The 25,965-nt window shown below is 42.4% G+C and carries 21 protein-coding genes and 1 pseudogene; 8 read left to right on the top strand and 14 right to left on the bottom strand.

The features are described 5' to 3' along the window. Window positions 1-146 precede the first annotated feature (146 nt). A pseudogene (locus F897_RS08260) lies at window positions 147-1,729 on the top strand (ATP-binding cassette domain-containing protein). Window positions 1,730-1,795: 66 nt separating this feature from the next. On the opposite strand, the gene F897_RS08255 reads toward F897_RS08260, so the two are convergent. Beyond that, on the bottom strand, window positions 1,796-3,730 hold the full coding sequence (locus F897_RS08255) for an acyltransferase family protein (protein WP_005234977.1): 1,935 nt from the start codon (window positions 3,728-3,730) through the stop codon (window positions 1,796-1,798). 271 nt (window positions 3,731-4,001) lie between these two features. Between F897_RS08255 and F897_RS08250 the strand changes: the two genes are divergently transcribed. From F897_RS08250 to F897_RS08230, 5 genes are all read left to right on the top strand, one after another. Beyond that, complete coding sequence (locus F897_RS08250; protein WP_005234974.1) at window positions 4,002-4,487, top strand: NUDIX hydrolase; 486 nt, start codon at window positions 4,002-4,004, stop codon at window positions 4,485-4,487. Between the two features lie 4 nt (window positions 4,488-4,491). Further along, on the top strand, window positions 4,492-5,631 hold the full coding sequence (gene mnmA / locus F897_RS08245) for a tRNA 2-thiouridine(34) synthase MnmA (RefSeq protein ID WP_005234972.1): 1,140 nt from the start codon (window positions 4,492-4,494) through the stop codon (window positions 5,629-5,631). A gap of 7 nt (window positions 5,632-5,638) precedes the next feature. After that, complete coding sequence (gene hflD / locus F897_RS08240; protein WP_005234970.1) at window positions 5,639-6,370, top strand: high frequency lysogenization protein HflD; 732 nt, start codon at window positions 5,639-5,641, stop codon at window positions 6,368-6,370. A 57-nt stretch (window positions 6,371-6,427) separates the two neighbouring features. Continuing rightward, complete coding sequence (gene purB, locus F897_RS08235) at window positions 6,428-7,816, top strand: adenylosuccinate lyase (RefSeq protein ID WP_005234964.1); 1,389 nt, start codon at window positions 6,428-6,430, stop codon at window positions 7,814-7,816. A gap of 89 nt (window positions 7,817-7,905) precedes the next feature. Continuing rightward, entirely contained in the window at window positions 7,906-8,547 is a 642-nt protein-coding gene (locus F897_RS08230; RefSeq protein WP_005234963.1) for a DUF2238 domain-containing protein, read from the top strand. 62 nt (window positions 8,548-8,609) lie between these two features. Here the strand turns inward: F897_RS08230 and F897_RS08225 are convergent, their stop codons facing one another. The 10 genes from F897_RS08225 to F897_RS08180 all read right to left on the bottom strand — a co-directional run bounded on the left by F897_RS08225 (window position 8,610) and on the right by F897_RS08180 (window position 19,156). Continuing rightward, a complete protein-coding gene (locus tag F897_RS08225) occupies window positions 8,610-8,846 on the bottom strand; it encodes a hypothetical protein (RefSeq protein ID WP_005234962.1) in 237 nt (78 codons plus the stop codon). A 27-nt stretch (window positions 8,847-8,873) separates the two neighbouring features. After that, a complete protein-coding gene (locus F897_RS08220; protein ID WP_005234958.1) occupies window positions 8,874-9,335 on the bottom strand; it encodes a hypothetical protein in 462 nt (153 codons plus the stop codon). 107 nt (window positions 9,336-9,442) lie between these two features. Beyond that, entirely contained in the window at window positions 9,443-10,405 is a 963-nt protein-coding gene (gene sohB, locus F897_RS08215; RefSeq protein WP_005234956.1) for a protease SohB, read from the bottom strand. A 138-nt stretch (window positions 10,406-10,543) separates the two neighbouring features. Next, window positions 10,544-10,786: a hypothetical protein gene (locus tag F897_RS08210; RefSeq protein ID WP_005234952.1), complete on the bottom strand. Its 243-nt coding sequence runs from the start codon at window positions 10,784-10,786 to the stop codon at window positions 10,544-10,546. 202 nt (window positions 10,787-10,988) lie between these two features. Continuing rightward, the gene (gene pstB, locus F897_RS08205) at window positions 10,989-11,912 is read right to left on the bottom strand and encodes a phosphate ABC transporter ATP-binding protein PstB (RefSeq protein WP_005234950.1); all 924 of its coding nucleotides are present in this window, start codon (window positions 11,910-11,912) and stop codon (window positions 10,989-10,991) included. Window positions 11,913-11,925: 13 nt separating this feature from the next. Continuing rightward, a complete protein-coding gene (pstA, locus tag F897_RS08200) occupies window positions 11,926-13,317 on the bottom strand; it encodes a phosphate ABC transporter permease PstA (RefSeq protein WP_005234946.1) in 1,392 nt (463 codons plus the stop codon). Next, on the bottom strand, window positions 13,314-14,693 hold the full coding sequence (gene pstC / locus F897_RS08195) for a phosphate ABC transporter permease subunit PstC (RefSeq protein ID WP_005234942.1): 1,380 nt from the start codon (window positions 14,691-14,693) through the stop codon (window positions 13,314-13,316). The genes pstA and pstC overlap by 4 nt, the downstream gene beginning before the upstream one ends. Before the next feature lie 100 nt (window positions 14,694-14,793). Beyond that, the gene (locus F897_RS08190) at window positions 14,794-15,819 is read right to left on the bottom strand and encodes a substrate-binding domain-containing protein (protein ID WP_005234940.1); all 1,026 of its coding nucleotides are present in this window, start codon (window positions 15,817-15,819) and stop codon (window positions 14,794-14,796) included. A gap of 194 nt (window positions 15,820-16,013) precedes the next feature. Next, window positions 16,014-17,396: an amino acid permease gene (locus tag F897_RS08185; protein WP_005234939.1), complete on the bottom strand. Its 1,383-nt coding sequence runs from the start codon at window positions 17,394-17,396 to the stop codon at window positions 16,014-16,016. A 44-nt stretch (window positions 17,397-17,440) separates the two neighbouring features. After that, window positions 17,441-19,156 (bottom strand): alpha-keto acid decarboxylase family protein, encoded by a 1,716-nt coding sequence (locus F897_RS08180; RefSeq protein WP_005234938.1) that lies wholly within the window; start codon window positions 19,154-19,156, stop codon window positions 17,441-17,443. Between the two features lie 139 nt (window positions 19,157-19,295). Between F897_RS08180 and F897_RS08175 the strand changes: the two genes are divergently transcribed. Continuing rightward, the gene (locus F897_RS08175) at window positions 19,296-19,769 is read left to right on the top strand and encodes an Lrp/AsnC family transcriptional regulator (RefSeq protein WP_034170074.1); all 474 of its coding nucleotides are present in this window, start codon (window positions 19,296-19,298) and stop codon (window positions 19,767-19,769) included. A gap of 52 nt (window positions 19,770-19,821) precedes the next feature. Here F897_RS08175 and F897_RS08170 read toward each other — a convergent pair whose 3' ends face one another. After that, on the bottom strand, window positions 19,822-21,252 hold the full coding sequence (locus F897_RS08170) for an aldehyde dehydrogenase family protein (RefSeq protein WP_005234934.1): 1,431 nt from the start codon (window positions 21,250-21,252) through the stop codon (window positions 19,822-19,824). 304 nt (window positions 21,253-21,556) lie between these two features. Between F897_RS08170 and F897_RS08165 the strand changes: the two genes are divergently transcribed. Beyond that, window positions 21,557-22,609, top strand: a complete 1,053-nt coding sequence (locus tag F897_RS08165; protein ID WP_005234931.1) for an aromatic ring-hydroxylating oxygenase subunit alpha — start codon at window positions 21,557-21,559, stop codon at window positions 22,607-22,609. A gap of 87 nt (window positions 22,610-22,696) precedes the next feature. On the opposite strand, the gene F897_RS08160 is transcribed toward F897_RS08165, so the two are convergent. Next, window positions 22,697-24,229 carry a pyridoxal phosphate-dependent decarboxylase family protein gene (locus F897_RS08160; protein WP_005234929.1) on the bottom strand — a complete coding sequence of 511 codons (1,533 nt, stop codon included), beginning with the start codon at window positions 24,227-24,229 and terminating at the stop codon, window positions 22,697-22,699. A 3-nt stretch (window positions 24,230-24,232) separates the two neighbouring features. After that, a complete protein-coding gene (locus F897_RS08155) occupies window positions 24,233-25,606 on the bottom strand; it encodes a diaminobutyrate--2-oxoglutarate transaminase (protein ID WP_005234927.1) in 1,374 nt (457 codons plus the stop codon). Window positions 25,607-25,965: the final 359 nt, after the last annotated feature.

Genomic DNA, 25,965 nt, shown 5'->3' with positions numbered 1-25,965 from the left:
ATAAATGAGTCACGCCAATGAAGTAAGTCTATTTTTCTCATCAACGATTATTTTTAGATTGATGTGCAAAATAGATCGTCTGGCTTGATCTTTTCTAGAAAAAATCTCTTGTTTATTTTGTGCATCCTGTATTTATGAGGTTATTTATGACTCAACAGGCATGTGTAATATCCAATCTGACTTTAGAATTCCCGTCCAAAGTCATATTTCAGAATTTAAATTTTACCCTTCCTAAAGCTCAGGTCAGCGCTTTAATAGGCCGTAATGGACAAGGTAAGTCTTTGCTCATGCAGCTTTTGCATCAGACTCAGTATTCTACTCCACATTGCTCAGGTAAAGTTTCCTGGCAAATGCATAATGCCTATCTACCACAATTGCATCGGTTAAAGGCAGCCACAATTGCTGAAGCACTCGAAGTAAGTCAATTACATCGTGCTTTTAAAAATGTTGAACATGGTACAGTCAGTTTCGAGGATTATGAGCTACTTGAGGATAGTTGGCACTTGCCGCATGAATGGCAGCAACTGTTGAGCTCAGCACAATTACCCACCGATCTGGACTTTCCTGTGCAATATTTGAGTGAGGGCCAAAAGACCAAACTTGCTTTATGTAGCTTGTTCTTAAAGCCTGAATATTATTTATTGCTGGATGAACCGACTAACCATCTGGATTGTGAAGCACGAACATGGTTAATAGAGCATTTAAAATTACATCCTGCTGGTGCGTTGATCATTAGTCATGACCGGACTTTACTAGATCAGGTTGATCATATTTATTATTTAAATGAGTATGGATTACAGCACTCTACTGGAAACTATGCGGAGTTTTTTGAACAGTATCAGAAAAATGTCGCTTCACTCGAACAGTCAATTCAACAGAGTCAGCGTGATATTAAACAGATGAAGCACAAGCAGCATGACGTTTTAATGAAAGTATAAAAGCAGGAACATGCCGGAAACAAATTACGTGATTCGAATTCCCAAGCCAAAGTGCTTTTAGACTTTAAAAAGAACAGGCTGGTCAAAGTGTAGGGAAAGTTCAGGCACAGCACCAACGGCAAATTTCGAATGAACAATCTGAATTAAAAGTTCAAAAGCAGCGACTTAAAAAGATAAAACCTCAGCTATTTCAATTTCCAGACCTTAAACTACAGTCTGGTGAAATTCTGCGGGTTAAACACTTAAAGCTTCTTTTTGGTACTCCATAGCCTGTGAATCTTGCTTTAAGTGCAGGTGAAAAAATCCATATTGTAGGCCGAAACGGAAGTGGTAAATCCACTTTGCTGAAACTGACCGCCCTACAAAAGCAGCAACCTCTCGATCAAATCTTTTTGGCACGAAACTGTTTTTATCTGGATCAAAATTTTAGTTTTCTCAATGAAGCACTAAGTGCAATTGAAAATTTAAGGCAGATGAATCCTGATATTCCGGAAGTGAAATGGCGTAATTTATTGGGCCAACTTAGAATTCGTGGTGATAAAGGTACTTATCCTTTGCCTCAGTTAAGTGGTGGTGAAAAGCTGAAAGTGGCGTTACTAGGTCTCAGCCAAGTCTCTCCTCAACCCGAACTTTTATTATTGGATGAGCCAGAAAATCATCTGGATATTGAGTCTAAAGCTTCGTTGGCAAGTGCAATTCGGTCTTATAAAGGCGCTATGATTTTAGTTTCACACGATGAACAGTTTGTGCGTGATTGCGGGATCACTGAAGTGTTCAATATGAATGAATAATTTTGATTAAACTTATATACGTAAAAGCCACCTCAATGGGTGGCTGATCAATCATAGGAAATAAGCTTATTGTTTTGTGGTCACATCCTGAGAATATAAATTTAATAAGTATTTTGACAGTATGGTATTCCCCACAAATAAAGAGCCTGATTCACTTAGGTGCCCATAATCCACCTGAAGCAGGTCTTCTCCTTGAGCTGCCCGAATCCGACATTTGTATTGCTGCTGCACATCATCTTTTTTACATAGATGATCAATGAGGGATATATAGGTAATTCCCTGAGGATATTGTAATTTTTTCATTTTCTCGTCTACCTGAACTGCTCTTAGATCCAGCCCGGCATCAAATATAAAATCTTCAGCACTATTCCAGTTTTTCGGTTTCACCATCACTTTAGGAAGCGAAGGTTTCCATTGCGAAATTGGCCCCACAATGACGATATTGGATACGCCAAGCTGAAGTAAACTTTTCCCGATATTTTCCCAATTCGTTTCGTCGTGTTTCAGGGCTTGGGTGATAACCACAATTTTGGGTTTCAGTTCTGCGATGCTCTTTAGTGCCAGTTTATTGGAATAGTCACAGGCCTCTTTATAAGCTCCTTTATGATAGTGGATCTCGGTCAGCGATGCCCGGCAGATAGAAGAGGTTTTCTGATAAAAAGGGATATCATTGGATTTTAGTAATGTCCTCAGCCCTAAAGAAAGTGCCTCAGCATGAGAATCTCCCCATAAGAACACCCCACCTTCCTTTTGTTTCGTGATACAGACCGGATCAGGATCATAACTATTATGCTCGGTCAGGCTCACGTAAGTATCACATTTTAGCCAGTATGCATCCCTTAAATTTTTGAATTTCTCATTATAATAATCTAAAAATTTTGCCTGTTCTGAGGCTGCACCTTGGCGCAGATCTGTATTAAAACCATTAAATATATTTAAAGTAACTCCTAAGCCCATGAGCACTAGAGAAAAATAAAGCGGTTTTATACGATAAATATCTTTCCACTGATGATATGAAGGTAATTTAATCTGCTCAATATATTTATAGCTCAGAAAACCTAACACTATAGAAAGTGCTATTCCGGCATACACATAATATTCAGGCAATGAGTAGATATAGATCAGAACCACCAAAGGCCAGTGCCAGAGGTAAATAGAATAAGACCAGGCCCCTAATTTTTGAAATACAATATTATTGGTAATAATGCTGTCATTTCGATGCGACTGAATCATCAGGAAGGTGCCGATAACAGGAAAAACTGCCAGATAGCCAGGCCACAAATCTTCTGCAGAAATGAAAAAATAAGACCCTAGAATAAGTGCCAATCCCGTTCCTTCCAGCAACCTTTTCTTATTTTCCTGCAAGGCCAAAGGGTAAAGATAAGCAATTCCCCCGATCATCATTTCCCAGGCTCTGGTAGGTAACAGGAAATAAGCGGGATTTGGCCATTTGTAGGTAGCGATCACAGATAGAATGAATCCTAAAATCGTTCCTGCCAGCAGCATAAATTTCATGGTCTGAATGGACATGAACTTGCGCATTGCAATGAGAACAAGCGGATAAATCATATAGAATTGCCATTCGACGGAAAGTGACCAAGTATGTAATAACCACTTTTCGTGAGTACCTGCCTCAAAATAACCGGATTCCTTCCAGTAACTGATATTGGATAAAAAAGTCATGCTACTTGCGGCATGTTTACCCAATAATTTGTAATCAAAAGGCGTCAGATAAAACCAGCCAAAAATCATTAATACCAGACACAGCACGGCCAAAGCTGGAATAATCCGATTCGCACGAGCCACATAAAATTTCAGAATAGAAAATTTTTCATGTTCTAAATCTTTAAATATGATTCCAGTCATTAAAAAGCCTGAAATCACAAAGAAGACATCTACTCCAATAAAACCGCCAGGCATCCAGGCCGCATTAAAATGAAATAGCATGACTGCAATCACTGCAATTGCTCTGAGGCCATTGATGTCTGTTCTGAATTTCATTGGAATCCTGTCCTATAAAGCCTGTTATTTATTTTAATTGTTATGAAATACTGCTAATTTTTATTAAATTTTATTTTAAATCAAATTCTTATATTAAAGCGTAGAATGCAAATATTGCTGTTTTAGTATTTTATGCACTCATTATATTCTACGCTTTCTTTTTCGCCAAATACATTTATTGTTAATCATCTAAATTAAAATCCCGAGTATCAACATAGCCACCGCCGCCTAAATTTTGTAGAATACAGTTTTTATTCCATGGTGCTCCTCTATGACCGCTTGGACTGCTCACGTCACTGTCGCAACTGTCGTCGAAAAAAATGGAAAATTCCTGTTCGTTGAAGAACATACTGAAGGTGTTACCCATACCGTATTCAATCAACCGGCAGGCCATGTGGAGGCAGGTGAAACCATTGTCGAAGCAGCCATTCGTGAAACTATGGAAGAAACCGGTTATCAGGTCAATGTTACTGATCTGATCGGCATCTATACCTATACCCCGCCGATGTTCCCGGATCGTACCTATTTCCGTTTCTGCCTGAGAGCAGAAGCCGTCAGCCATGATGAAAATGCTGAACTGGATACCGGTATTGTCGGTGCAGTCTGGATGACGCTGGATGAACTGGTTGAAACCGCACGTGCTCGCAGCCCATTGGTGATTAAAGCCGTGCAGGATGCCCAAGCTGGCAAACACTATCCTTTATCGCTCATTTACGAGCACCAAAATTCTCCCTTAATTTCAAATTTGGATGCCTAATCCTATGCAACAACGTGTCATCGTCGGTATGTCTGGTGGTGTAGATTCATCTGTGTCTGCAGCTCTCCTCCTTCAACAGGGTTATCAGGTTGAAGGTCTTTTCATGAAAAACTGGGAAGAAGATGACGGCACAGAATACTGTACGGCAATGGAAGATCTTGCCGATGCACAAGCCGTTTGCGACAAGATCGGGATCAAACTGCATACCGCCAACTTCGCGATGGAATACTGGGATCGCGTGTTCGAGCATTTTCTGGCTGAATATACTGCTGGCCGTACCCCAAACCCGGATATTTTGTGTAATAAAGAAATCAAATTCCGAGCCTTCCTGGATCATGCGATCAATCTGGGCGCTGACTTTATCGCGACTGGTCACTACTGTCGTCGCGGCAAAACCATGACCAATTCGCGCGGTGAGCAATATGCCCAATTACTGCGTGGTTATGACAATAATAAAGACCAGACTTACTTCCTGCATGCGGTCCATGGTCGTGAAATTAATAAGACCCTGTTCCCTGTCGGCGAAATTGAAAAACCGCAAGTCCGTAAAATTGCAGAAGAATTAGGTCTGGCAACAGCGAAGAAAAAAGATTCTACGGGTATCTGTTTTATTGGTGAACGTCGCTTCAATGACTTCTTAAAGCAATATTTGCCGGCGCAACCTGGAAAAATCGTGCTGGAAGATAGCAAAGAGGTTGGTGATCATCACGGCTTAATGTACTATACGCTCGGCCAACGTGGCGGGATCGGTATTGGCGGTATGAAAGGCGCGGAAGAGGGTGCCTGGTTTGTACTGCATAAAGATATTGAAGGTAACCGTCTGGTGGTGGGTCAAGGTCATGAACATCCACTGATGCACAGTACCATATTGTGGTCTGAAGCGATTGACTGGGTAGCCGGTGAACAGGATATTCCTGAAACAGGTTTCCGCTGTACGGCAAAAACCCGCTACCGTCAGCCTGACCAAGCGTGTACTATTTTCAAGGATCCAGAAACACCAAATGGTGTTCGTGTTGAATTTGATGAGTCGCAACGTGCAGTGACCCCGGGTCAAAGCGTTGTATTCTACTCAGGTGAAGTTTGTTTAGGTGGTGGCGTGATTCATCATACCAATGCGCCTAAACCTGATTTTATTAAAGGATGATTTCGGTATGACGGAGTTACCGTTTCAACAAGCCACAACGTTGAATGTTCGTCAAAATCGTGCGTTGGCGCTAGCGGGGGTTTTTCAGGCCACCCAGCTGACGCATATGACTGCATTGACGGGACAGCAAAGCATTGGTGAAAGCGGTAATTTCTATTTTGAACAGTTGATTAAAGCCAGTTTAAATATCCGTCCAAGTGGCAAGTTAAATGCCCAGACCTTAGACTTCTTTAATCAGCTGGCCGATATTTCCCTCGGTTTAAAAACCCTGGAAAGCAGCATTACCCAACCTTTTAATACTTCCCCAAAATCCAGACTTCCAAAACTTTCATCGACCAAGCTTCCAATGTCCTATGCCATGGCACTTCTTCAGTTAGAAAAGAAGGTCTATAGCAATACCAAGTTTGTTGAAATCATCGAACAATCCCAGCAAAAAATCCTCAGACAGCTCTCCTTCTTCGATAACAATTACATGCACCCCAGCATCATTGCCAATCTCGCTCAGACCTATGTCGATACCGCCGGCCAGATCAATCCGCGGATCATGGTGCGTGGCAATGCTGAAGCCTTTAAAGATTCCGGTCATACCAACCGCATCCGTGCTTCACTCTTTACTGGACTGCAAATGGCGCACTTATGGCGTCAGCTTGGCGGCAGTTCATGGGGCATGATTTTTGGCAAGCGCAAGTTGCTACAGGATATCCAAAATCTCGCGCGCTTACAGTTTCAGGTGATCTAAACCATGTTGTTGTACGCGCACCGTTTTTCGTTTAATTCCAAAATTTAGGGAATCGATATGAACGCTTTAACTGCACTTTCTCCATTAGATGGACGCTACGCTAGCAAATGTGATGCGCTGCGCCCTTTTCTTTCTGAGTTTGGTCTGATCCATGCTCGTGTGACTGTTGAAGTGCGTTGGTTACAAGCGCTTGCCAACCGTCCTGAAATCACTGAAGTGCCAGCGTTCTCATCTGAAACCAATGCTGCACTTGATGCGATTGTTGCCAGCTTCTCTGAAGAAGATGCCAACCGCATTAAAGAGATCGAACGTACTACGAACCACGACGTGAAAGCGGTTGAATATTTCCTGAAAGAAAAAATTGCAGGCATTGAAGAACTGAAAAATGCAGGCGAATTCATTCACTTTGCATGTACTTCTGAAGACATCAATAACCTGTCTCATGCATTAATGCTGAAAAGCGGTCGTGATGTACTGGTTGAGTCTATGCAACAAATCATTGATTCAATTGTTGCATTGGCTGAGAAACATGCTGACCAACCAATGTTGTCTCGTACACATGGTCAAACAGCGAGCCCAACAACTTTGGGTAAAGAAATGGCGAACGTGGCTTACCGTCTTGCCCGTCAAATCAAACAGTTCAAGCAAGTTGAGCTACTGGGCAAAATCAATGGCGCAGTGGGTAATTACAACGCGCATCTTTCAGCTTACCCAGACATCAACTGGCCTGCGCATTCACAAGCATTTGTTGAATCTTTAGGTTTGACTTTTAACCCGTACACCACCCAGATCGAGCCACATGACTACATGGCGGAACTGTTTGATGCGCTGCGTCGTTTCAATACTATCCTGATCGATTTCAACCGTGACGTTTGGGGTTATATCTCACTTGGTTTCTTCAAACAAAAATTGAAAGAAGGCGAAGTGGGTTCTTCAACCATGCCGCACAAAGTTAACCCGATTGATTTCGAAAACTCAGAAGGTAACTTGGGTATTGCCAATGCAGTTCTTGCGCATCTAGGTGAAAAACTGCCTATTTCTCGCTGGCAGCGTGACCTGACTGACTCAACTGTTCTTCGTAACATGGGTGTAGGTTTTGCGCAAAGCTTGATCGCGTTTGAAGCTTGCTTAAAAGGCGTGGTTAAACTTGAACTGAATGCTGCACGTATTGATGAAGACTTAGACAATGCTCAAGAAGTCTTGGCTGAACCAATTCAAACGGTTATGCGTCGTTATAATGTTGAAAAACCATATGAAAAATTAAAAGCACTGACTCGTGGTCAAGCCATGACTCGCGACATGATGGTTGATTTCGTAAACGGTAACGAATTAGAAGCTGTTCCTGCAGCGGATCGTGCTCGTTTGGCTGAAATGACACCTGCAACATATACAGGTAATGCATCTGAACAAGCAAAACAAATTAAAGACTTAATCGCTAAAATCTAATTTAGACAATTAAGACCAAAAGCGAAGCTCCGGCTTCGCTTTTTTATTTATAATCATGTCTAACTTTAAGAAAAATGATATAGAAATAGATGATGGATCATCGATTAAGCAGCAAACATTTTGTTAGTTTAGGGATTTTGGCAATTGCGATTATCTTTGCCAGTATTCAACCTTTAGAAATGGAATCTTATCTGCTCCATCAAACAGGTACGGTTTTTATGATCGTTATGTTGATCTTGTGCCTGTATAAAATCGGATTGAGCTTCTTCAGTTTCAACCTTTATCTGGCTTTTCTGCTGATTCATGTGGTTGCTGCACATTATCTGTATTCTTATGTACCTTATAATGAATGGACTCAGACACTCTTTGGCTTTGACCTGAATGCTGCCATGGGCTGGTCACGCAACATGTTTGACCGTTTTGTGCACCTGGCTTTTGGTCTTTTACTCTACCCGGTATTTTACCGGTTGTTTCAGGTCTGGCTGCCGCAGCAGAAACCTGTGGTCATTTTCCTGCTGGTGATTCAGTTTGTGGTGGCCAGCAGCATGCTCTATGAATGGCTGGAATGGCTGATTGCCATTGGTCTATCTCCTGAGGAAGCTGAAAACTATAATGGACAACAAGGTGATATGTGGGATGCACATAAAGATATTTTGCTGGCAACCATTGGCGCTATATTTACGGGGAGTATCATGCTATTACAAAAAAAGCCCATAGAAGCAAGCTCTTAAACTCAGCATCTCATTGAATTAAAGTGTGTCATCACAAATTTAATGAGCTGCATATTTTTCAATTATGGAAGTGGGCAATATCGCATCCAATCATCTTTCATTTTTTGCAATTCATGACCCGTCAATATCTCGCTGTAATAAATAAAATAGGTGGCATCAGGATATTGAATCTCATGGCGGAACATCATGCCACGCAGTGACACAGATAACTCCTCAGGAAAATCCTCTAAATTCAATTCTTCAAACTCGTAATTAAAATAACAATTTTGCGTTGCAAGATATGCTTCAGCGACAGCCATGTTTCTGCTCTAACAGTAAAATATGCTTTATTTTATATGATTTACCTCAGTGCTGGTCGGCATTTCAGTGGGGTCAATCCATTTAACAAACTTAGATTTTGACAAGTGTGGGTATTTAAACTTATCTAAATACTCAAAACAGACCCTTTGCCCTTTCGGCATTTTCTCAAAATGCTGATCGAAATATAAATAACGACTATACTTGGCACCATTGAAGCGAATGATCACGCTTTCATGCTGAGTTCCACCTCGAGTTTTATATACCTGATAAGACTGCACCACACCACATTCTTTCGATGAAGTAACGGGTGGATTATTTGGCTTTAAAACACCATATAATAGAAAAATACATGCACCAGGTAGAAAGCTCAGCCAAAACAGAATCTTCTTCGAATCATTATTTATGAGTTTGGCTTCAGCATAGAGCATACATAACATCGGAATAAACACGATGTTAAAGAATCCCAATAATAAAATAAACGTGAGCATATGAGCCTAGACTCAACCAAAGTACTTCACTTATATCATAATGATTTGATTTCAAAAATAAAAAAGCCCACCAAGTGAGCTTTCCATATCATTTTTAGAGCAATAAATTAAAGTTTCGGATCACGCATCTGAACCAGATTTGAATTGGCTTTGGTTAGCGTATCTACCACTTTATCCATCACCGCGGGGATAAAAGAATCTGCGATTTGTGCTGCTTGCAAACCTAGTTTTTCGCCCAGCGTTGGTTTTTTACGGGTCTGGATTAAATACACATCATGTTGCGGTAAAAGACCTAGCAGATATTCATCAGAAGTTTGCAGTTTATCTACCAGATTCAGGTCTAGGGCATCCTGACCATACCAGTGTTCACCCGTTGCCACTTTTTCAACATTTAACTGTGGACGATATTTTTCCACGAAGTGTTTAAATAAGGCATGTGTCTGTTGCAATTCTTCTTCAAACTTGGCTTTGCCCTCTTCGGTATTTTCACCAAACATGGTCACCGTACGTTTATATTGACCCGCAGTATAAAGTTCAAAATCGATCTTGTTTTCTTTCAGTAGACGGTTAAAGTTTGGCACCTGTGCCACTACCCCAATTGAACCCACAATCGCAAACGGTGCAGAAAGCACTTCATTTGCAATACACGCCATCATATAACCGCCACTGGCTGCAACTTTATCGACACAGATGGTCACATGAAAACCCGCTTCACGTAAGCGCACCAGCTGCGCAGCTGCAAGACCATAACCATGTACCATACCACCCGGACTTTCTAAACGTACAATGACACGATCACGACCAGCTTTGGCTGTAGATAGAATCAGGGTAATTTCTTCACGCAAGCTTTCTACTGCTGACGCAGCCATATCACCTTTAAAATCGAGTACATAGATTTTCTGGTTAGTTTTCTTACGCGCACGCGCTTCTTTTGACAATTGCTGGCTCAATTGCAAAAGTTCCAGTTTAGACGACGTTGTTTGCGCTATTTTTTTTCGTTGCTCATTAATGCGCGCATTCAAATGACTAATACGGATTTCAGCGGGTAATTTGGGGGTATGAAATAACATAAAAATCGGGTCTCAATTATTTATATAGGTTTCAATTTAAGATAAGGTCAAATGAATTTTTTTCAATAGAATATTGTTGTTTAATTGCTGAAACTGAGCAGTATCCATATGGTCTTAGTAAGGCAAAAATAATTCGCACTATAGAAAATTAATACCATGTTGATAACCTGCCCAGACAATAACTCCTAGCAATATAGTAGAATTCGTATATAAGGCTTTTTCCTGCTTTTTGAAATAGAAATTCAAACTGAGTCCATACAGCAATCCAATCAGTATATAAAACATTCTGCCGCCTTGTAATTGATGCCACAGACCACCGATGCTTAAACTTAATGCGATCAGCAGCATCAGAAAAACTGACATCGTTTTGAGTGTTTCCATAGCGGATGCAACCTTTTCTTAACATCTATCTTTTGACAGCTCTGCCATGTCAAAGACGGCATATTCTATAAGAATTTCGGGCACAATAGGATTCGGTTTATTTTTCCACATTTCACTGATTAAATTGATATATCTTATTCTTTCGTTACTTTTGGATATAAAAAAAGAGCTTTTTAGCCCTTCTTTCTTGAGATAAAACTTCTTAACCAAAACGCCCGGTAATATAGGCTTCTGTAAGCTGATGGTCAGGCTGAGTAAAGACTTTCTCGGTCGAGTTGACTTCAATCAGATCACCTAAATGGAAATAAGCAGTCCGATCAGAGACTCGCGCTGCCTGCTGCATGGAGTGAGTCACAATAGCAATGGTGTATTGGGTTGAAAGTTCAGAGATCAGTTCTTCAACTTTAGCTGTTGCAATCGGATCGAGTGCTGAACAAGGTTCATCCATCAGAATCACTTCAGGAGAAACGGCAATCGTCCGTGCAATACATAAACGCTGTTGCTGTCCGCCCGACAACCCTGTACCCGGCTGATTTAAACGGTCTTTGACTTCATCCCACAGCCCTGCCTTACGCAAGCTGTTTTCTACGATTTCTTCCAGATCATATTTATCCCGTGCCAGACCATGCAATTTTGGTCCATAAGCGACATTATCAAAAATTGACTTTGGAAATGGGTTTGGCTTTTGGAAAACCATACCAACTTGTGCACGTAGTAACACCACATCTAGATTTGGATCATAGATATCTTGATTATCCATCATCACTTTACCTGTTACACGGCAGCTATCAATGGTGTCATTCATACGGTTTAAGGTACGTAAGAATGTTGACTTACCACAGCCAGATGGACCAATAAATGCAATCACTTCATTTGCATAAATATTTAGGTCAATTCCTTTAATGGCTTCAGTCTCACCGTAGTAAACATGAACATCTTGTGTGCTAATTTTTACATCAGTAGGTTTGGCATCTTTCTTTTGACTTGTCTGTGTATCGAACTGAGACACAAACGAAGTCGATGGCTGTTTTTGACTGCCCTGAGCAGAGGTAAATTGCGTTGGTTCTGGATTCACGGACTTATCCTGTTCTAAGGAATTCTGTTCTAGAGTAATAACTGTATTCATATAATGCTCTCAATTACCAGCGTACTTCAAATTTCTTACGTAGCCAAATGGCTAGACTGTTTAAGCCAATCATCAGTGCAAGAAGTACAATAATCGCTGCTGCGGTACGTCCTTCGAAGAAGTTACGCAATTCATTCCCCTGCCATAAGAAAATCTGAACAGGTAAAGCAGTCGATTGATCAAGTGGCGTAGCAGGTACGTTTGCAACGAAGGCGCTCATACCAATGAGTAATAGTGGTGCTGTTTCACCTAAAGCTTGGGCAACACCAATAATACCGCCCGTTAAAATACCCGGCAAAGCCAATGGCAATACATGGTGGAAAACTGTTTGTAAGCGTGATGCACCTAAGCCTAAAGCGGCTTGGCGAATCGAAGGTGGAACGGCTTTTAAAGATGCACGCGTTGTAATAATTACGGTTGGTAGTGTCATTAAACTTAAGACCAAACCACCCACAACAGGTGCAGAAAGTGGCATATGCATCCAACCAATAAAGATTGCTGCACCCAACAAACCAAATACGATCGATGGTACTGCTGCAAGGTTATTGATGTTGACTTCAATAATGTCAGTAATCCAGTTTTTCGGTGCAAATTCTTCAAGGTAAATAGCAGATGCCACACCAATTGGAATAGACAACACAATCACAATCAGCATCATAAATAGCGAGCCCATAAATGCGCCTGCTAAGCCAGAAGTTGCTGGTGAACTACGTGAATCTGGATTTTTAAAGATTTCTGTATTGAAGCTATTCGTGATTACACCATCGGCTTTTAACTGATCGGCCAATTGACGTACTTCAGGGCTCAGCTGTTGCTGTTCATCTGGAAGACTACGGTCAATATTACCTGCTAACCATACATCGACATTCGCATCAGCTAAAATTCTGAAGTCCTGCGTTTTACCAATCAGTGACGGATCTTTCATCACCATATCACGTAAGCGATAAGCTTCGGAACTGGTGTAAATACTATTCAACTCATCACTTTGATTTGCAATTTCAGGTGCTTTTTTAACAATGCCATTAACAATGAGCGCATCCCAATCCACCATACCCATTTCAGTTTGCCAAGCGATAAAACGCTCTTCAAACTGTGCAGGTGACTCACCTCCTTTTTGAACCGGTTTAGGACCGACTTGAATAATTGCTGGATCAAAAAACACTGGCACAGTCATGCTACTTTGCCAAAATGCAGGTAAGCCTTTTGCCAAGATACTGCCAAATAGCAAAGCAACAAATAATAAACCTGTAATGACCGCACCGAAGCCAAACATACGAAATGTCTTTTCTTTACGGTGACGCTTTGCCAATGAGCTTTCGATGATTTTTTTACGCTTTTCACGCTGCTCAGCAGCAGCTTGCGGATCGAATGTTTGATCCATATTTGATGTATTAATCGTACTCATTCGTATTGCTCACGGTATTTACGCACGATGTACAGCGCAACAATATTCAAACCTAAAGTAATTACAAACAGCGTTAAGCCCAATGCAAAAGCAACCAAGGCCTGAGGACTCGCAAAATCTGTATCACCTGTTAATTGATTCACAATGGTAATTGTGACTGTCGAAACCGCTTCGAGTGGATTGATATGTAACAGCGGACTATTACCAGCGGCTAGTACCACAATCATGGTTTCACCAATGGCACGTGATGCTGCAAGCAAGAACGCACCGATAATACCTGGCAATGCTGCTGGAATAACCACTTGGCGAATCGTTTCAGATTTTGTCGCACCTAATCCGAGTGAACCATCACGTAGTGCTCGTGGCACTTGAGTAATGATGTCATCTGATAATGAAGAGACAAATGGAATAATCATAATGCCCATGACAAAACCAGCGGTTAAGGCACTTGTCGCATTAATTTCGAGCCCAATCATTGCGCCTAAATCTTTAGCAAATGGACCAATGACCATTAAAGCAAAGACACCATAAACAATGGTTGGAATACCTGCCAATACTTCAATCGCAGGTTTTGCCCATGAACGAAAACTTGGTTTTGCATATTCAGCAAGATAGATCGCAATCATTAAACCAACAGGAACAGCTACCAATAATGCGATACCACTCACCATGAGCGTACCCCACAATAAAGGTAACAAGCCGTAACTGCCTTCTGCACTTCCCGAAGTACTAAAACCTGGGTTCCATTCAGTACCAAAGAAGAAGTCGAGAGGATTAACAAAACTAAAGAAGCGCATTGCTTCACTAAACATCGACATGACAATACCGACAGTGGTCAAAATCGCCACGCCTGAACATAGTGCTAGTGCTACATTTAAGACTTTTTCAACTTGATTTCGTGCACGATATTTTTCTGCAATGCGACGTTTAGCCATCACTAAACCAATCAATGCCGCACTTACAACAACTGCTAATTTCGCGAATGAACCAATGTTCTCAATTTTCTTTAACTGTTCTGCTGCTGCAAGTTCATAAGCAGCTGGTGTATCGCTCACCCCAAAACCCGAAGCCAATGCTTGTACACGCTCAACCATCACGCTTGTACTCGCCGGATCTAGCGTCGCACGAATTTGTTCAGGCACATGATTTAAAATGACTTGTTGAAAAATACTTGGTTCAACTAAATTCCAAACAATCAGAATTAAAAATGCTGGGATACCACACCACAACGCGACCAATGCACCATAGTAACCCGGTCGAGAATGCAGCATCGCTGAGTTATTCCCTTTACCTGCAAGTTTACGGCTCTTGGTTAAGCCAACTTGATAGGCAATGGCAATAATCGCCAGTAACACACCAATGAGGAGCAGATTCATGTAATCTCCACTGTTTCTTCAATTACACACTTTGAAAAAACGGTTTCTTTGCAAAAAAACCAAAGGCAGGTCGACCCTGCCATTGGCTATTTCCATACTTTTATTTAACAGCTTTACCCGCTTTGAAGTTTGCTAGTACCGCAGCACGTTCTTTGTCAGACATTGAAATCAGGCCAGCTTTTTCAAGCTTAGAACCTTTACCAGATACTTTTTTGCTTACAAAGAATTCTGTAAATTCTTTCAAGCCTTTGATTGATTTAAGATGTTCACCTTTCACGTAGAAGAACAATGGACGTGATACAGGGTAAGAACCATTCAGAATTGTTTTCTCAGATGGAGCAACGTTGTTAACTGTCGCTACACGTAATTTGTCACGGTTTTGATCATAGAAACCTAAACCAAAAACACCGACTGCATTTGGAGATGTTTTTAAACGTGCCAGTGTTTCAGTGTAGTCGCCAGAAATTTCAATCACACGGCCATCTTTACGGAATGTAGAACATGCCTTTTTCTGTGCATCTTTATCTAACTTCGCAAATGCTTGGTAAGTTTCACAGCCAGCATCAACCATTTTTTCTTGGAACACTTCACGTGTACCGTGGTTTGATGCAGGAATCACTAAAGTGATTGCTTCATTTGGAAGTGTTGGATCAATTTGGTTCCAACGTGTATATGGGTTTGCAACCATTTTACCGTTAGATGGTAATTCAGCAGCTAAAGCAGCGAATACATGTTGTGGACGTAATTTGAATGCCGCTTTTTTAGCGTTTGATGCAAACACGATACCGTCATAACCTACTTTAATCTCAAGAACTTGGTTTACACCTGCTTTTTTACAAGCTGCAAGTTCAGTGTCTTTAATTTTACGAGATGCATTAGCAATATCGATAGTGTTATCACCAACGCCATTACAGAATTGTTTCAAACCACCCGAAGTACCACCAGAACCTACAACAGGTGCTTTAAATTGTGGGAATGTATTACCAAACTCTTCTGCAACAATACTCGCGTAAGGCAAAACTGTAGAAGAACCAGCAATTTGGATCGTGTCACGAGCTGCATTTGCAGTTGTTGCAACAGCTACCCCTGAAAGTGCCAACGCAATTGCGATATGATTGAAGCGCATTCTCATCTCTCTTTATTGATGCATTTATTGGAGTACGCCACTTTCTAATAAAGTCTTGTACTTTTTCGATACACGCATTTTGATTTTAGAATATGACAGCCGGGTTACAGCTTTATGACGGTTTTATGATAATTAATTCGTTACCTGCTCAAGACAATATAATAGAAAAAAGACCCTTTTCAGGGCCTTTCTATTTAAGTGGTGGGTTCAGTAGATTCAGGCAAGAGTACCGGTTTCTTGCGATATTTCATCACATACATCACCGTCAAAAACAGCAACCAGACCGGCACCAATGCAACGGCAATCTGCATTTCTTTGGTAAAGCTCATGATCATTAAAATCATGATGATAAATGAAATTATCAGGTAATTACTCCAGCGGCCAAACAGGCTTGGGAATGCGGTCGTCTGCTGCTGTTCCTGCATGGCTTTTCTGAATTTCAAATGGGTCAGTGAAATCATCAGCCAGTTAATTACCAAAGCATAAACCACCAGTAGCATCAGAATACCGAAAGCTTCACCCGGCATGAGGTAATTCATTAATACACAGATACCGGAGACTGCTGCCGAGAATAGAACAGCATTTACTGGGATACCCCGGCGGTTAATTTTCTTTAAAAATGCCGGTGCATTACCCTGTTGAGCCAGACCCAACAACATGCGGGTATTACAATAAATACAGCTGTTATAGACCGAAAGTGCAGCAACCAGAACTACAAAATTAAGAACATTCGCCACACCATGACTGTTCAATGACTGGAAAATCATTACGAACGGACTACCGCCCTGCGCCACCAGATTCCATGGATACAGACATAGCAACACGCCAATGGCACCAATATAGAAAATCAGTACACGGTAGACAATCTGATTCACTGCTTTTGGAATGGTCTTTTCTGGATTTTTGGTTTCACTGGCGGCAATACCAATCAGCTCCAGCCCACCAAATGCAAACATAATCACGGCAAGTGCCATCATAAAACCTGACCAGCCCTCAGGGAAAAATCCGCCATGCTGCCACAAATTTGTCACACTGGCCTGACTTCCTGCAGAACCGCTAAACAGCAGATAGATCCCGAATCCGATCATGCTTAAAATGGCAATAATCTTGACCATGGAAAATATAAATTCACTCTCACCGAAGAATTTGACATTGACCAGATTAATACCATTCATGAGCAGGAAGAATGCCAGTGCCGTGAGCCAGGTCGGAATCTCCGGCCACCAGAACTGAACGAAAGTACCAATTGCACTCAACTCAGCCATACTGACTAATACATAGAGCACCCAATAGTTCCAGCCTGAAATAAAGCCTGCTTTTTTGCCCCAGTATTTATTGGCAAAATAACTGAATGAACCACTAACCGGTTCATGCACCACCATCTCACCCAATTGGCGCATGATCAGAAATGCAATGATGCCAGCAATGGCATAGCCTAAAAGTACTGATGGACCTGCCAGCTGAATCGTATGTGATAAACCTAAAAATAATCCTGTACCGATCGCTCCGCCTAAGGCAATTAGCTGGATATGCCGGTTGGAAAGCTGTTTTTTTAATTGATGATCTTCAACATCCATATTGTCACTCCTTGTGAACAATTTTTTTTAATTTCTACATTTTGCTAGATTGCCTTTTTGTAGGGAGGTGTATTCTGCTCAACCAGCTGCTTATAACCATATTCACCGTAGTCATAGCGTGCCACGACTTCAGCAAACTGTTTTAAGCGTTGTGGTGCATCCATACGTGGGAGTTGCAGCTCAATCAGACATAATTCCTCAGCCTGATGAACCTGTGCGAGTGTACGCTTTAATTCTGCCGGGGTTTTCACTATATGAGCCTGATGCGGAGTATCAGCAGAAAAGACTTGAGCAAACTGGCTGTATTTCCAGTTCTGAATATCGTTGTATTTGGCATTTTCACCCATGATTAAACGTTCAATGGTATAACCGCCATTATTTAAAATAAAAATTACAGGTTTTAAGCCTTCTCTTAATAAGGTAGAAAGCTCCTGAATGGTCAGCTGAATCGAACCATCCCCAATAAAGAGCAGATGACGGCGCTTCGGTGCAGCAAGCATACTGCCAAGCAAAGCAGGCAAGGTATAACCAATCGATCCCCAGATCGGTTGAACCAGATACTTAGCAGTCACAGGTAAAGTCAATCCTGATAAACCTGCATTGGCAGTGCCCACTTCTGCCACAATCACATCATCTTCCTGTAAGAACTCAGAAATTTGCTGCCAGAGTGCAGTTTGGCTAAGCGCAGTATTTTCTTCGATCTGTTGAGTTTGTAAAAGTGGTTTTGGTGCAGGATTAAAAGTACGTGGTTGATCATCTAAAGTCTGTTTTGAGATGGCTTGGATCAACTGAGCTAAATCCAGTCCACTGATCATCTGCCCATCCAAGCAAAGACAGGAATCCGCCAGATACAACATATTTTGTGCGGATACACGATGTGAGAAAAATGCTGTGGCAACATCGGTAAAACGTGGCCCAATAGCGATCAGGCAATCTGACTGCTCTACCAACTGACAAGTCGATGCTGCGCTTGCTGCACCTGCATAAACGCCCGCATATAAGGGGTGACTTTCATTCATGATATTTTTGGCAGTAGACAGACAGGTATAGGGAATCTGCATGCGCTCAGCCCAATTTTGCAGCATATCGGTAAGCTGGAAAATTTCAGCTTCATTGTCAATGAGCAGAACTGGCTGACGTGCCTGTTTGATGCGTTTGGCTATCCGTGTCGCAGTTTCTTGCAGAAGTTTTGGATCACTTTGGGGTCGGCTCAGATCTAGAGGCTGCTTTGGCACTTTAATCTGGAGATGGGTAATATCTGAAGGGAGCTGGATATGAACCGGTCGACGCATCAAAATACATTGCTTTAATACCCGGTCAATTTCACTCACTGCATTGGCTGGAGTCAAACGCGTCTGTGTCACGGTAAATTCGCGCATGCAGTTCATGATATTGTCATAATCACCATCGATCAGGGTATGGTGTAACAAAGCGCCCTGTTCTACGGCATGTAAAGGCGGAATACCGGAAATATGCACCATGGCAACCTGCTCGGCATATGCACCTGCAATGCCGTTAATCGCGCTCAGGTCACCCACACCATAAGTGGTCAGCAAAGCACCGACACCATGCAGACGTGCATAACCATCTGCTGCATAGGCTGCATTTAGCTCATTACAGTTACCGATAAATTCCAGTTTTGGATCAATTTCGATCTGTTCTAAATAGGAGAGATTAAAGTCACCTGGCACACCAAAAATATGCTGAATTCCTAGTTCTTGCAGGCGCTGATTAAGGTACTGACCAATTTCCATAAACATTATTATTTTCCCTATCACTTATTATGCTTCAATTACAGAATATTGCATTTCATTTTCTGATTTCGTGCATAATGCAAGTCACAATGATTCAAAAACACATAAAACGTGTATCGGATAAGGATTCAGTGCAATGGATGCAATGGATAAATTTGACTGGAAAATCATTCAGGCTTTGCAAAAAAATGGGCGCCTGACGAATCAGGAAATCGGGGATTTAATCGGTCTGTCAGCCTCTCAATGTTCTAGACGGCGTCAGCTGCTGGAGCAAAAAGGAATTATTTTGGGTTATAGCGCCTGCATTCATCCTGAAGCTTTGGGAATTGCAGTTTTGGCTATGGTTCAGGTCAATCTCAAAACACATGACGCAGCAGCCAAGATCGCTTTTCAACAATTGATTGAAGAAGAAGAAGCCATTCAGGAAGCTTTTTCTTTAAGTGGTGATGCAGATTTCATGTTAAAAGTAGGCGCTAAAAATCTGGAAATGCTGGCAAATTTTGTGACTGAAAAATTGCTGAGCTGTAATTTTATTGGTCATATCAAATCTTATATTGTCTTAGATAAATTCAAGCAATTACATTTTGATTTTCAGGCTGCCCGCCCTTTATTACGTTGATATATTTTAAGTAAAAGAAAAAAGCTCAAGTTTAACTTGAGCTTTTTTTGATTTAATTTTTATTGATATGAACAATCTGCTGAATCGTATTTTCGAGCAGACCACTCAGTCCGAACTGGGCACCGACACCTGAATGCTTCCATCCGCCAAAAGGTACATGTGGGAAAATCTCACCATGCGTATTGATCCATGCCGTACCACAACTCAGCCGTTGAGCAAACTGCTGCGCCTGCTCCAGATCGGATGACCAGATTGAGCCACCTAAACCAAAATCCGTATTGTTGGCTTCAGTCAGTACTTCTTCAATATCGTGATAACGGATCAAAGGTAATACCGGACCAAACTGCTCTTCCTGCACCAGACGGCTATCTGGGCTTACATTGGTCACAATCGTCGGTGCAATAAAATAGCCTGTATCCGATAGATTCTGACCAGATGTCATGACTATTGCCCCTTCATCCCGGGCTTCCTGAATCATGGCCTGAACTTTTTGGTATTGCTTAATATTTTGTACCGGACCAAAAGTAGTCGTCTCGGCTAAACCATCTCCCAGAGATTGTTGCTGTGCGACTTTTACTAATTCCTGTGCCAGTGCATCATACTGGCTGTCATGCACATAAAGACGCTTCAACGCAGCACAGGTCTGGCCCATGTTGATAAAAGCTCCATGAAAGATTCGGACTACCATTGCCTGAATGTCGGTATCTGGCAAAACAATGCCTGCATCATTGCCACCAAGTTCCAGTGTTAAATGCTTGAAAGTCGCAGCTGCGTTCTGCATGATTCTTTGACCAGTTGCGGTCGAACCGGTAAATACCACTTTAGCAATTACAGGGTGACTGGTCAGCTTGGCCCCAACTTCGCCGCCTCCAGTAAGTATAGATACGACTCCAGGTGCAACTTCTTGCTGAATCAGCTCACCGAGTCGAAGGGTCGACAATGGGGTAAATTCTGAAGGTTTATTGATGACCACATTGCCAGCGCGAATTGCCGGCATGATATGCCAGACAGCAATCATTAAAGGCCAGTTCCATGGAGTGACCGATGCCACAATCCCTAAAGGCCGATGATGCAGTTCGATCCGTTTATTGGCATCATCCTGTAAGATTTCAGTTTCAATCTTGAGTTCTGCCTGATAGCGGGTCCAGGCAATGGCCCCACCGACTTCAAATTCGGCCAGCGCATAAGGTTTGCCCTGCTCCTTCACCACCAAACGCGCTAACTCTTCCCGATGTTCTTCAATACGATCCGCAATACGATGCAAGATTGACTGTCGCGTGGCCTCATCCGTATTTTTCCATTGATGAAAAGCCTGCTCGGCACTACGGATGGTGTCTTCAATTTGTGCTTCTGAGGGAGAGGAACACAGTGCCAATACCTGCTCATCAGCAGGATTGATCACTACAAAACTTTCGGCAGCGCCTTGTATCATTTTTCCTTGAATAATACAGTCAACGGGTTGGGATACATGCAAATTAGTCATCTCTTCATCCTGAATCAGATATTTTTGTTGTTCCCTGACATTAGCTGATTTTGTCTGAATGGAGCTTGCATATCACATTAGGTATAAAGCCCTGAATACACATTTTGTGCATGGAAAATAGAAGAAGTATCTTTCGGTATACCTTTTTAAGGGCTTTAAATATCGCTTCCTTTAATTTTTTTGTCTATAGCTCATTCTTCCTTACATCCTGTTCGAATTTATGCAACAGGATGTCCTGATCTTTGAAATTTCGTAGAACATCACATTGGCCTATATTGAAATAAAGAATTACAGTGATAGCACCATGAACAGCACCACCATTCCAGTTTTCAATCCCGATTTACCGATTCACATGACATTTGAAGAACATGACTGGCATCTCCTAGCTCAATATTGGTATCCAGTGGCCTTAGCGCGTGATGTCTCTGAACAGCCACTAGGAACAATGTTGCTAGATATGCCACTGGTTATTTACAAGATGCAGGATGAACTGATCGTGGCCAAGGATGCCTGTCCGCATCGTGGTGTGCCCTTAAGTCTGGGAAAAAATAATGGTCAAGGCGTGGTCTGTCCTTATCATGGCTTGCGTTTTGGTATACAAGGTAAATGCAACCGTATCCCTGCACATCCACAGCATAAAATTTCAGATCGGTTTCATTTACGGACCTATGCCGCGGTTGAACGTTATGGTCTGATCTGGTGTTCACTGACAGCAGACAAAGACGCTGAACCGAATATTCCAGTGATGCCTTATTGGAATGATGCGGATTATCAGCAACTGGTTTGCCCACAAGTCGACATCAAATGTTTTGCTGGCAGACAGCTAGAAGGCTTTATTGATGTAGCCCATTTTGCCTGGGTACATCCGGATACCTTTGGTGATCCGAATGATGTTGAAGTCCCGAATTACACCACAATAGAAACTGAATATGGTTTCAGTGCCGACTATATCAGCAGTGTTGGCCGTTATCCGATTGGGTTAGATCAGCGTGGTCAGGAAGATTTTAAATGGCTACGACATTTTGAAATTAGTCTGCCCTTTACCGCGACCCTGACCATTCATTTCCCTAATGATGCCAAACAGGTGATTATGAATGCTGCTTCACCGATGACCGCCCGTCAGACCCGACTGTTTGCTCCTATCTGTCGTAATTATGATAAAGACCTACCCGTCGAAGAAGCCTATGATTTTAATCTGAAGATTTTTGAAGAAGATCGCCTGATTGTCGAAAATCAGAAGCCAGAGTTTTTACCGCTGGACTTATCTCTGGAAGCACATTTCCCGGCAGATCGCAGCTCCAGCATGTACCGCAAACTGTTAAGGAAAAAAGGCTTTAGTCCTTTATTTGCAGCTTAATTTTATTTAAAAATCATTATCTATGTGTCAGCCAAATTCCAATAAAAAAGGAGATCTTAACGATCTCCTTTTTTCACCTGCAACCGCTTATGCGATTGGCGGCGTATAAGTACCATCAGCAATTGAACCCTTGATACGATCCGCTTCTGCAAGCACAAGTGCCAGCAAGTTCTTCACGTTTTCAAGTGTTGCAACTGGGCTTAAAGTCGTCATTTTCAGAGATTGAACCTGACCGACTTTGGTGACACCAATATTCGCTTCACCACGCGCAAACAGTTCATCTGCGACGTTCTGGTTCAAGGCATCGACAAACTCAGCTGGATAGCCTGCTGGAACCACACGGAATAATACCGATGCAAATTGTGGCTCAACCAGAAGTTCCAGGCCATCAGTTGCCTTGATGTAGTCAGCCACTTCACGAGTCAGTTTCACACCATGGTCGATCATTGAACCATAAAGCTCTTCACCCAACGCTTCTACAGTCATCCACAATTTCAACGCGTCAAAACGACGAGTCGTTTGTAGAGACTTCGATACCAAGTTAGGAACACCGTGCTCTTCATCATAAGCAGAGTTCAGATATTCTGCTTCGTAGTGCATGAAACGATAGTTCGCTTCATCTTTCAGCAAGAATGCACCACATGAAATGGTCTGGAAGTAATGCTTATGGAAATCCAGTGTCACAGAATCAGACAGCTCGATGCCATCCAGCATAGAACGATAGTCATTCGACAGGATCAGCGCACCACCCCATGCTGCGTCGATATGCATCCACGCGCCATATTTATTGGTGATTTCACGAATCTGTTTCAGTGGATCAATTGCGCCAGCATCAGTCGTACCCGCTGTTGCGACTACACATGCCACGATCTTGCCTTCAGACTGAAGATGCGCCATGGTTTTTTCCAGCGCATCAACGTCCATCTGAGCATTTTCATTCACAGGCACAGTCACGACAGATTGGAAGCCCATGCCCATCATCGCCATGTTCTTTTGCACAGAGAAGTGTGCATTTTCAGAACAGATGACTTTGACGTTACGCATTGCATCCGCAGGGATGCCGTCACGCTGAACAGACCACGGATTACCGTTTTCATCTTTCCAGTTTTTCGCGATGCAGGCATCACGTGCCAGTAATACACCCATCAGGTTGGATTGGGTACCACCAGAAGTGAACACACCTGCCTGACCTGAGCCATAGCCAACTTTCTGACGTAGCCAGTCAATCAGCTGCACTTCCATCAAAGAACCTGCCGGGCTTTGATCCCAAGAGTCCATTGACTGGTTAGTGGCATTAATGAGCACTTCCGCGATCTGGCTGGTGACCATCGTCGGGCAATGCAAATGTGCTAGCGAATGCGGATGATGTACTTTCAAGCTCTTGTTGAGGAATAGCTCAACCATACGCTCTAAAGATTTCTGTACGCCCAAGCCTTCTTTAGAAGGATTGAACGCAATTGCGCTACGCAATTCCTTGATGCTACCGCCGGTATACATCTTGTCGTTTTGCAACCATGCTGCAACCGCTTTGGTCGCCTGATCCATCGCCGACTCATAGTCAGCGATAGATGCAGCATCATTGCAGAGTAACGCTTTACGGTGTTCTGCAAAATCTATCATGAATTACGCGCCTCGAACTGCGACTAGAGCTTCAGCAACCGCTTTCTTGAAGCGAACCAGAACTTCTTCACACTCAGCCTGAGTGATGATCAATGGGCAAAGTAAACGGATTACTGTACCATTACGCCCACCTTTTTCCAGCAACAGTTTGTTGTTGAAACAAGCGGTTTGAATTGCTGCAGCCAATTGGCCATCAGCAGGGAAAGAACCCATATGATCCGCTGGTTTACGCTCGTCGACGATTTCAACACCGATCATCAGACCGCGACCACGCACGTTACCGATACATGGGAATTCAGCAGCCAGTTTTTTCAGTTCAGCTTGCAGGAAATCACCACGCTCTTGTGCATTTTGCGCCAGGTTCTGTTCTTTAATGGTATTGATCGTTGCAAGACCTGTGCCCATCGCCAATTGGTTACCACGGAAAGTACCGGTATGACCAGCAGGTTGCCAAGCATCAAACTTACGTTTAATACCAAGTACGGCAAGCGGCAAACTACCACCTACAGCTTTAGACATTACCACCACATCAGGTTCAATCCCCGCGTGTTCGAATGCAAACATTTTGCCTGAACGCGCAAAGCCTGCCTGAACTTCATCAAGAATCAACACGATGTTGTGTTTTTCAGTCACTTCGCGGATTTTTTGCAACCATTTTACTGGTGCAGTTACCACACCGCCTTCGCCCTGAATCGCTTCAAGAATCACAGCTGCAGGTTTAGTCACACCGCTTTCTACATCTTCAATGAAATTTTCAAAGTAGTAAGTCAGAGCATCAACGCCGGCTTCACCGCCAAGACCCAGTGGGCAACGGTATTCATGCGGATACGGCATGAACTGTACACCCGGCATCAAACCGTTCACTGCATTTTTCGCAGACAGGTTACCTGTCATTGCCAATGCACCGTGAGTCATACCATGATAACCGCCAGAGAAGCTGATCACTGAGCTACGACCAGTAAAGGTTTTCGCCAGTTTAATCGCGGCTTCAGTTGCATCTGCACCTGATGGACCACAGAACTGCAAGCAGTACTCTTCTTGGCCACCTGGAAGATAAGAAAGAAGTGCTTCGGTAAAAGCATCTTTTAAAGGAGTAGTAAGATCCAGGGTATGCAATGGTAAACCGCTTGCAATTGTATCCTGGATACTTTGAATGACTGCAGGATGATTATGGCCTAAAGCCAACGTCCCTGCCCCAGCTAAACAATCAAGGTACTCAGTACCTTCAACATCGGTAACCCAGCAACCTTGTGCTTTCGCTATCGCTAACGGTAATTTACGTGGATAACTACGCACATTCGATTCCATCTGACTTTGGCGAGTCAAGTAGTATTCGTTTGTGGAATTGGTGGCAGGGTTTACAGAAGTAACGCTCATATCGAATTACCATCTCTGATATGGGTGAAAGAAATAAGTCTGGTGACGTTTGGTCCTTTGACTCGGCGCTTTATAAAGGTTCTAGCTAGCAGTTTTGTATTCGAACAACTAGGAGGCGGATGATACCGAATTTTTCAGGAAAATAAACAACTTTCAGTCACATTTTGTCCTAATCTTTATCGAAAAAAAACATCATGCTAATCCATCCCCTAAATCATCATCTTACAGTGTGACAGCAGAAAGAAAAGCGTGTTCTTTTATGCTTTTTTGTAGCGCAGGCGGCATTCAGGTAATCAATCTTAAAATTATTTATTAAGTATTTAATTATTAATAATAAATATAAATTAAATAATGAGATA

It is taken from the genome of Acinetobacter variabilis (genome assembly GCF_000369625.1).
In the GTDB taxonomy this organism is placed as follows: domain Bacteria; phylum Pseudomonadota; class Gammaproteobacteria; order Pseudomonadales; family Moraxellaceae; genus Acinetobacter; species Acinetobacter variabilis.
The sequence above is the reverse complement of the archived record's forward strand: the minus strand, read 5'-3'. Positions and strand labels throughout refer to the sequence as shown.

What these genes read in the sequence shown, in the direction of transcription:
- F897_RS08190 (WP_005234940.1), bottom strand. Translation starts at nt 15,819, where the DNA reads ATGCGCTTCAATCATATCGCAATTGCGTTGGCACTTTCAGGGGTAGCT.
- sohB (WP_005234956.1), bottom strand. Translation starts at nt 10,405, where the DNA reads ATGTTATTTCATACCCCCAAATTACCCGCTGAAATCCGTATTAGTCAT.
- F897_RS08185 (WP_005234939.1), bottom strand. Translation starts at nt 17,396, where the DNA reads ATGGATGTTGAAGATCATCAATTAAAAAAACAGCTTTCCAACCGGCAT.
- F897_RS08180 (WP_005234938.1), bottom strand. Translation starts at nt 19,156, where the DNA reads ATGTTTATGGAAATTGGTCAGTACCTTAATCAGCGCCTGCAAGAACTA.
- F897_RS08175 (WP_034170074.1), top strand. Translation starts at nt 19,296, where the DNA reads ATGGATAAATTTGACTGGAAAATCATTCAGGCTTTGCAAAAAAATGGG.
- F897_RS08210 (WP_005234952.1), bottom strand. Translation starts at nt 10,786, where the DNA reads ATGGAAACACTCAAAACGATGTCAGTTTTTCTGATGCTGCTGATCGCA.
- hflD (WP_005234970.1), top strand. Translation starts at nt 5,639, where the DNA reads ATGACGGAGTTACCGTTTCAACAAGCCACAACGTTGAATGTTCGTCAA.
- pstC (WP_005234942.1), bottom strand. Translation starts at nt 14,693, where the DNA reads ATGAATCTGCTCCTCATTGGTGTGTTACTGGCGATTATTGCCATTGCC.
- F897_RS08225 (WP_005234962.1), bottom strand. Translation starts at nt 8,846, where the DNA reads ATGGCTGTCGCTGAAGCATATCTTGCAACGCAAAATTGTTATTTTAAT.
- F897_RS08255 (WP_005234977.1), bottom strand. Translation starts at nt 3,730, where the DNA reads ATGAAATTCAGAACAGACATCAATGGCCTCAGAGCAATTGCAGTGATT.
- F897_RS08160 (WP_005234929.1), bottom strand. Translation starts at nt 24,229, where the DNA reads ATGATAGATTTTGCAGAACACCGTAAAGCGTTACTCTGCAATGATGCT.
- F897_RS08155 (WP_005234927.1), bottom strand. Translation starts at nt 25,606, where the DNA reads ATGAGCGTTACTTCTGTAAACCCTGCCACCAATTCCACAAACGAATAC.
- mnmA (WP_005234972.1), top strand. Translation starts at nt 4,492, where the DNA reads ATGCAACAACGTGTCATCGTCGGTATGTCTGGTGGTGTAGATTCATCT.
- F897_RS08230 (WP_005234963.1), top strand. Translation starts at nt 7,906, where the DNA reads ATGATGGATCATCGATTAAGCAGCAAACATTTTGTTAGTTTAGGGATT.
- pstA (WP_005234946.1), bottom strand. Translation starts at nt 13,317, where the DNA reads ATGAGTACGATTAATACATCAAATATGGATCAAACATTCGATCCGCAA.
- F897_RS08170 (WP_005234934.1), bottom strand. Translation starts at nt 21,252, where the DNA reads ATGACTAATTTGCATGTATCCCAACCCGTTGACTGTATTATTCAAGGA.
- pstB (WP_005234950.1), bottom strand. Translation starts at nt 11,912, where the DNA reads ATGAATACAGTTATTACTCTAGAACAGAATTCCTTAGAACAGGATAAG.
- purB (WP_005234964.1), top strand. Translation starts at nt 6,428, where the DNA reads ATGAACGCTTTAACTGCACTTTCTCCATTAGATGGACGCTACGCTAGC.
- F897_RS08165 (WP_005234931.1), top strand. Translation starts at nt 21,557, where the DNA reads ATGAACAGCACCACCATTCCAGTTTTCAATCCCGATTTACCGATTCAC.
- F897_RS08220 (WP_005234958.1), bottom strand. Translation starts at nt 9,335, where the DNA reads ATGCTCACGTTTATTTTATTATTGGGATTCTTTAACATCGTGTTTATT.
- F897_RS08250 (WP_005234974.1), top strand. Translation starts at nt 4,002, where the DNA reads ATGACCGCTTGGACTGCTCACGTCACTGTCGCAACTGTCGTCGAAAAA.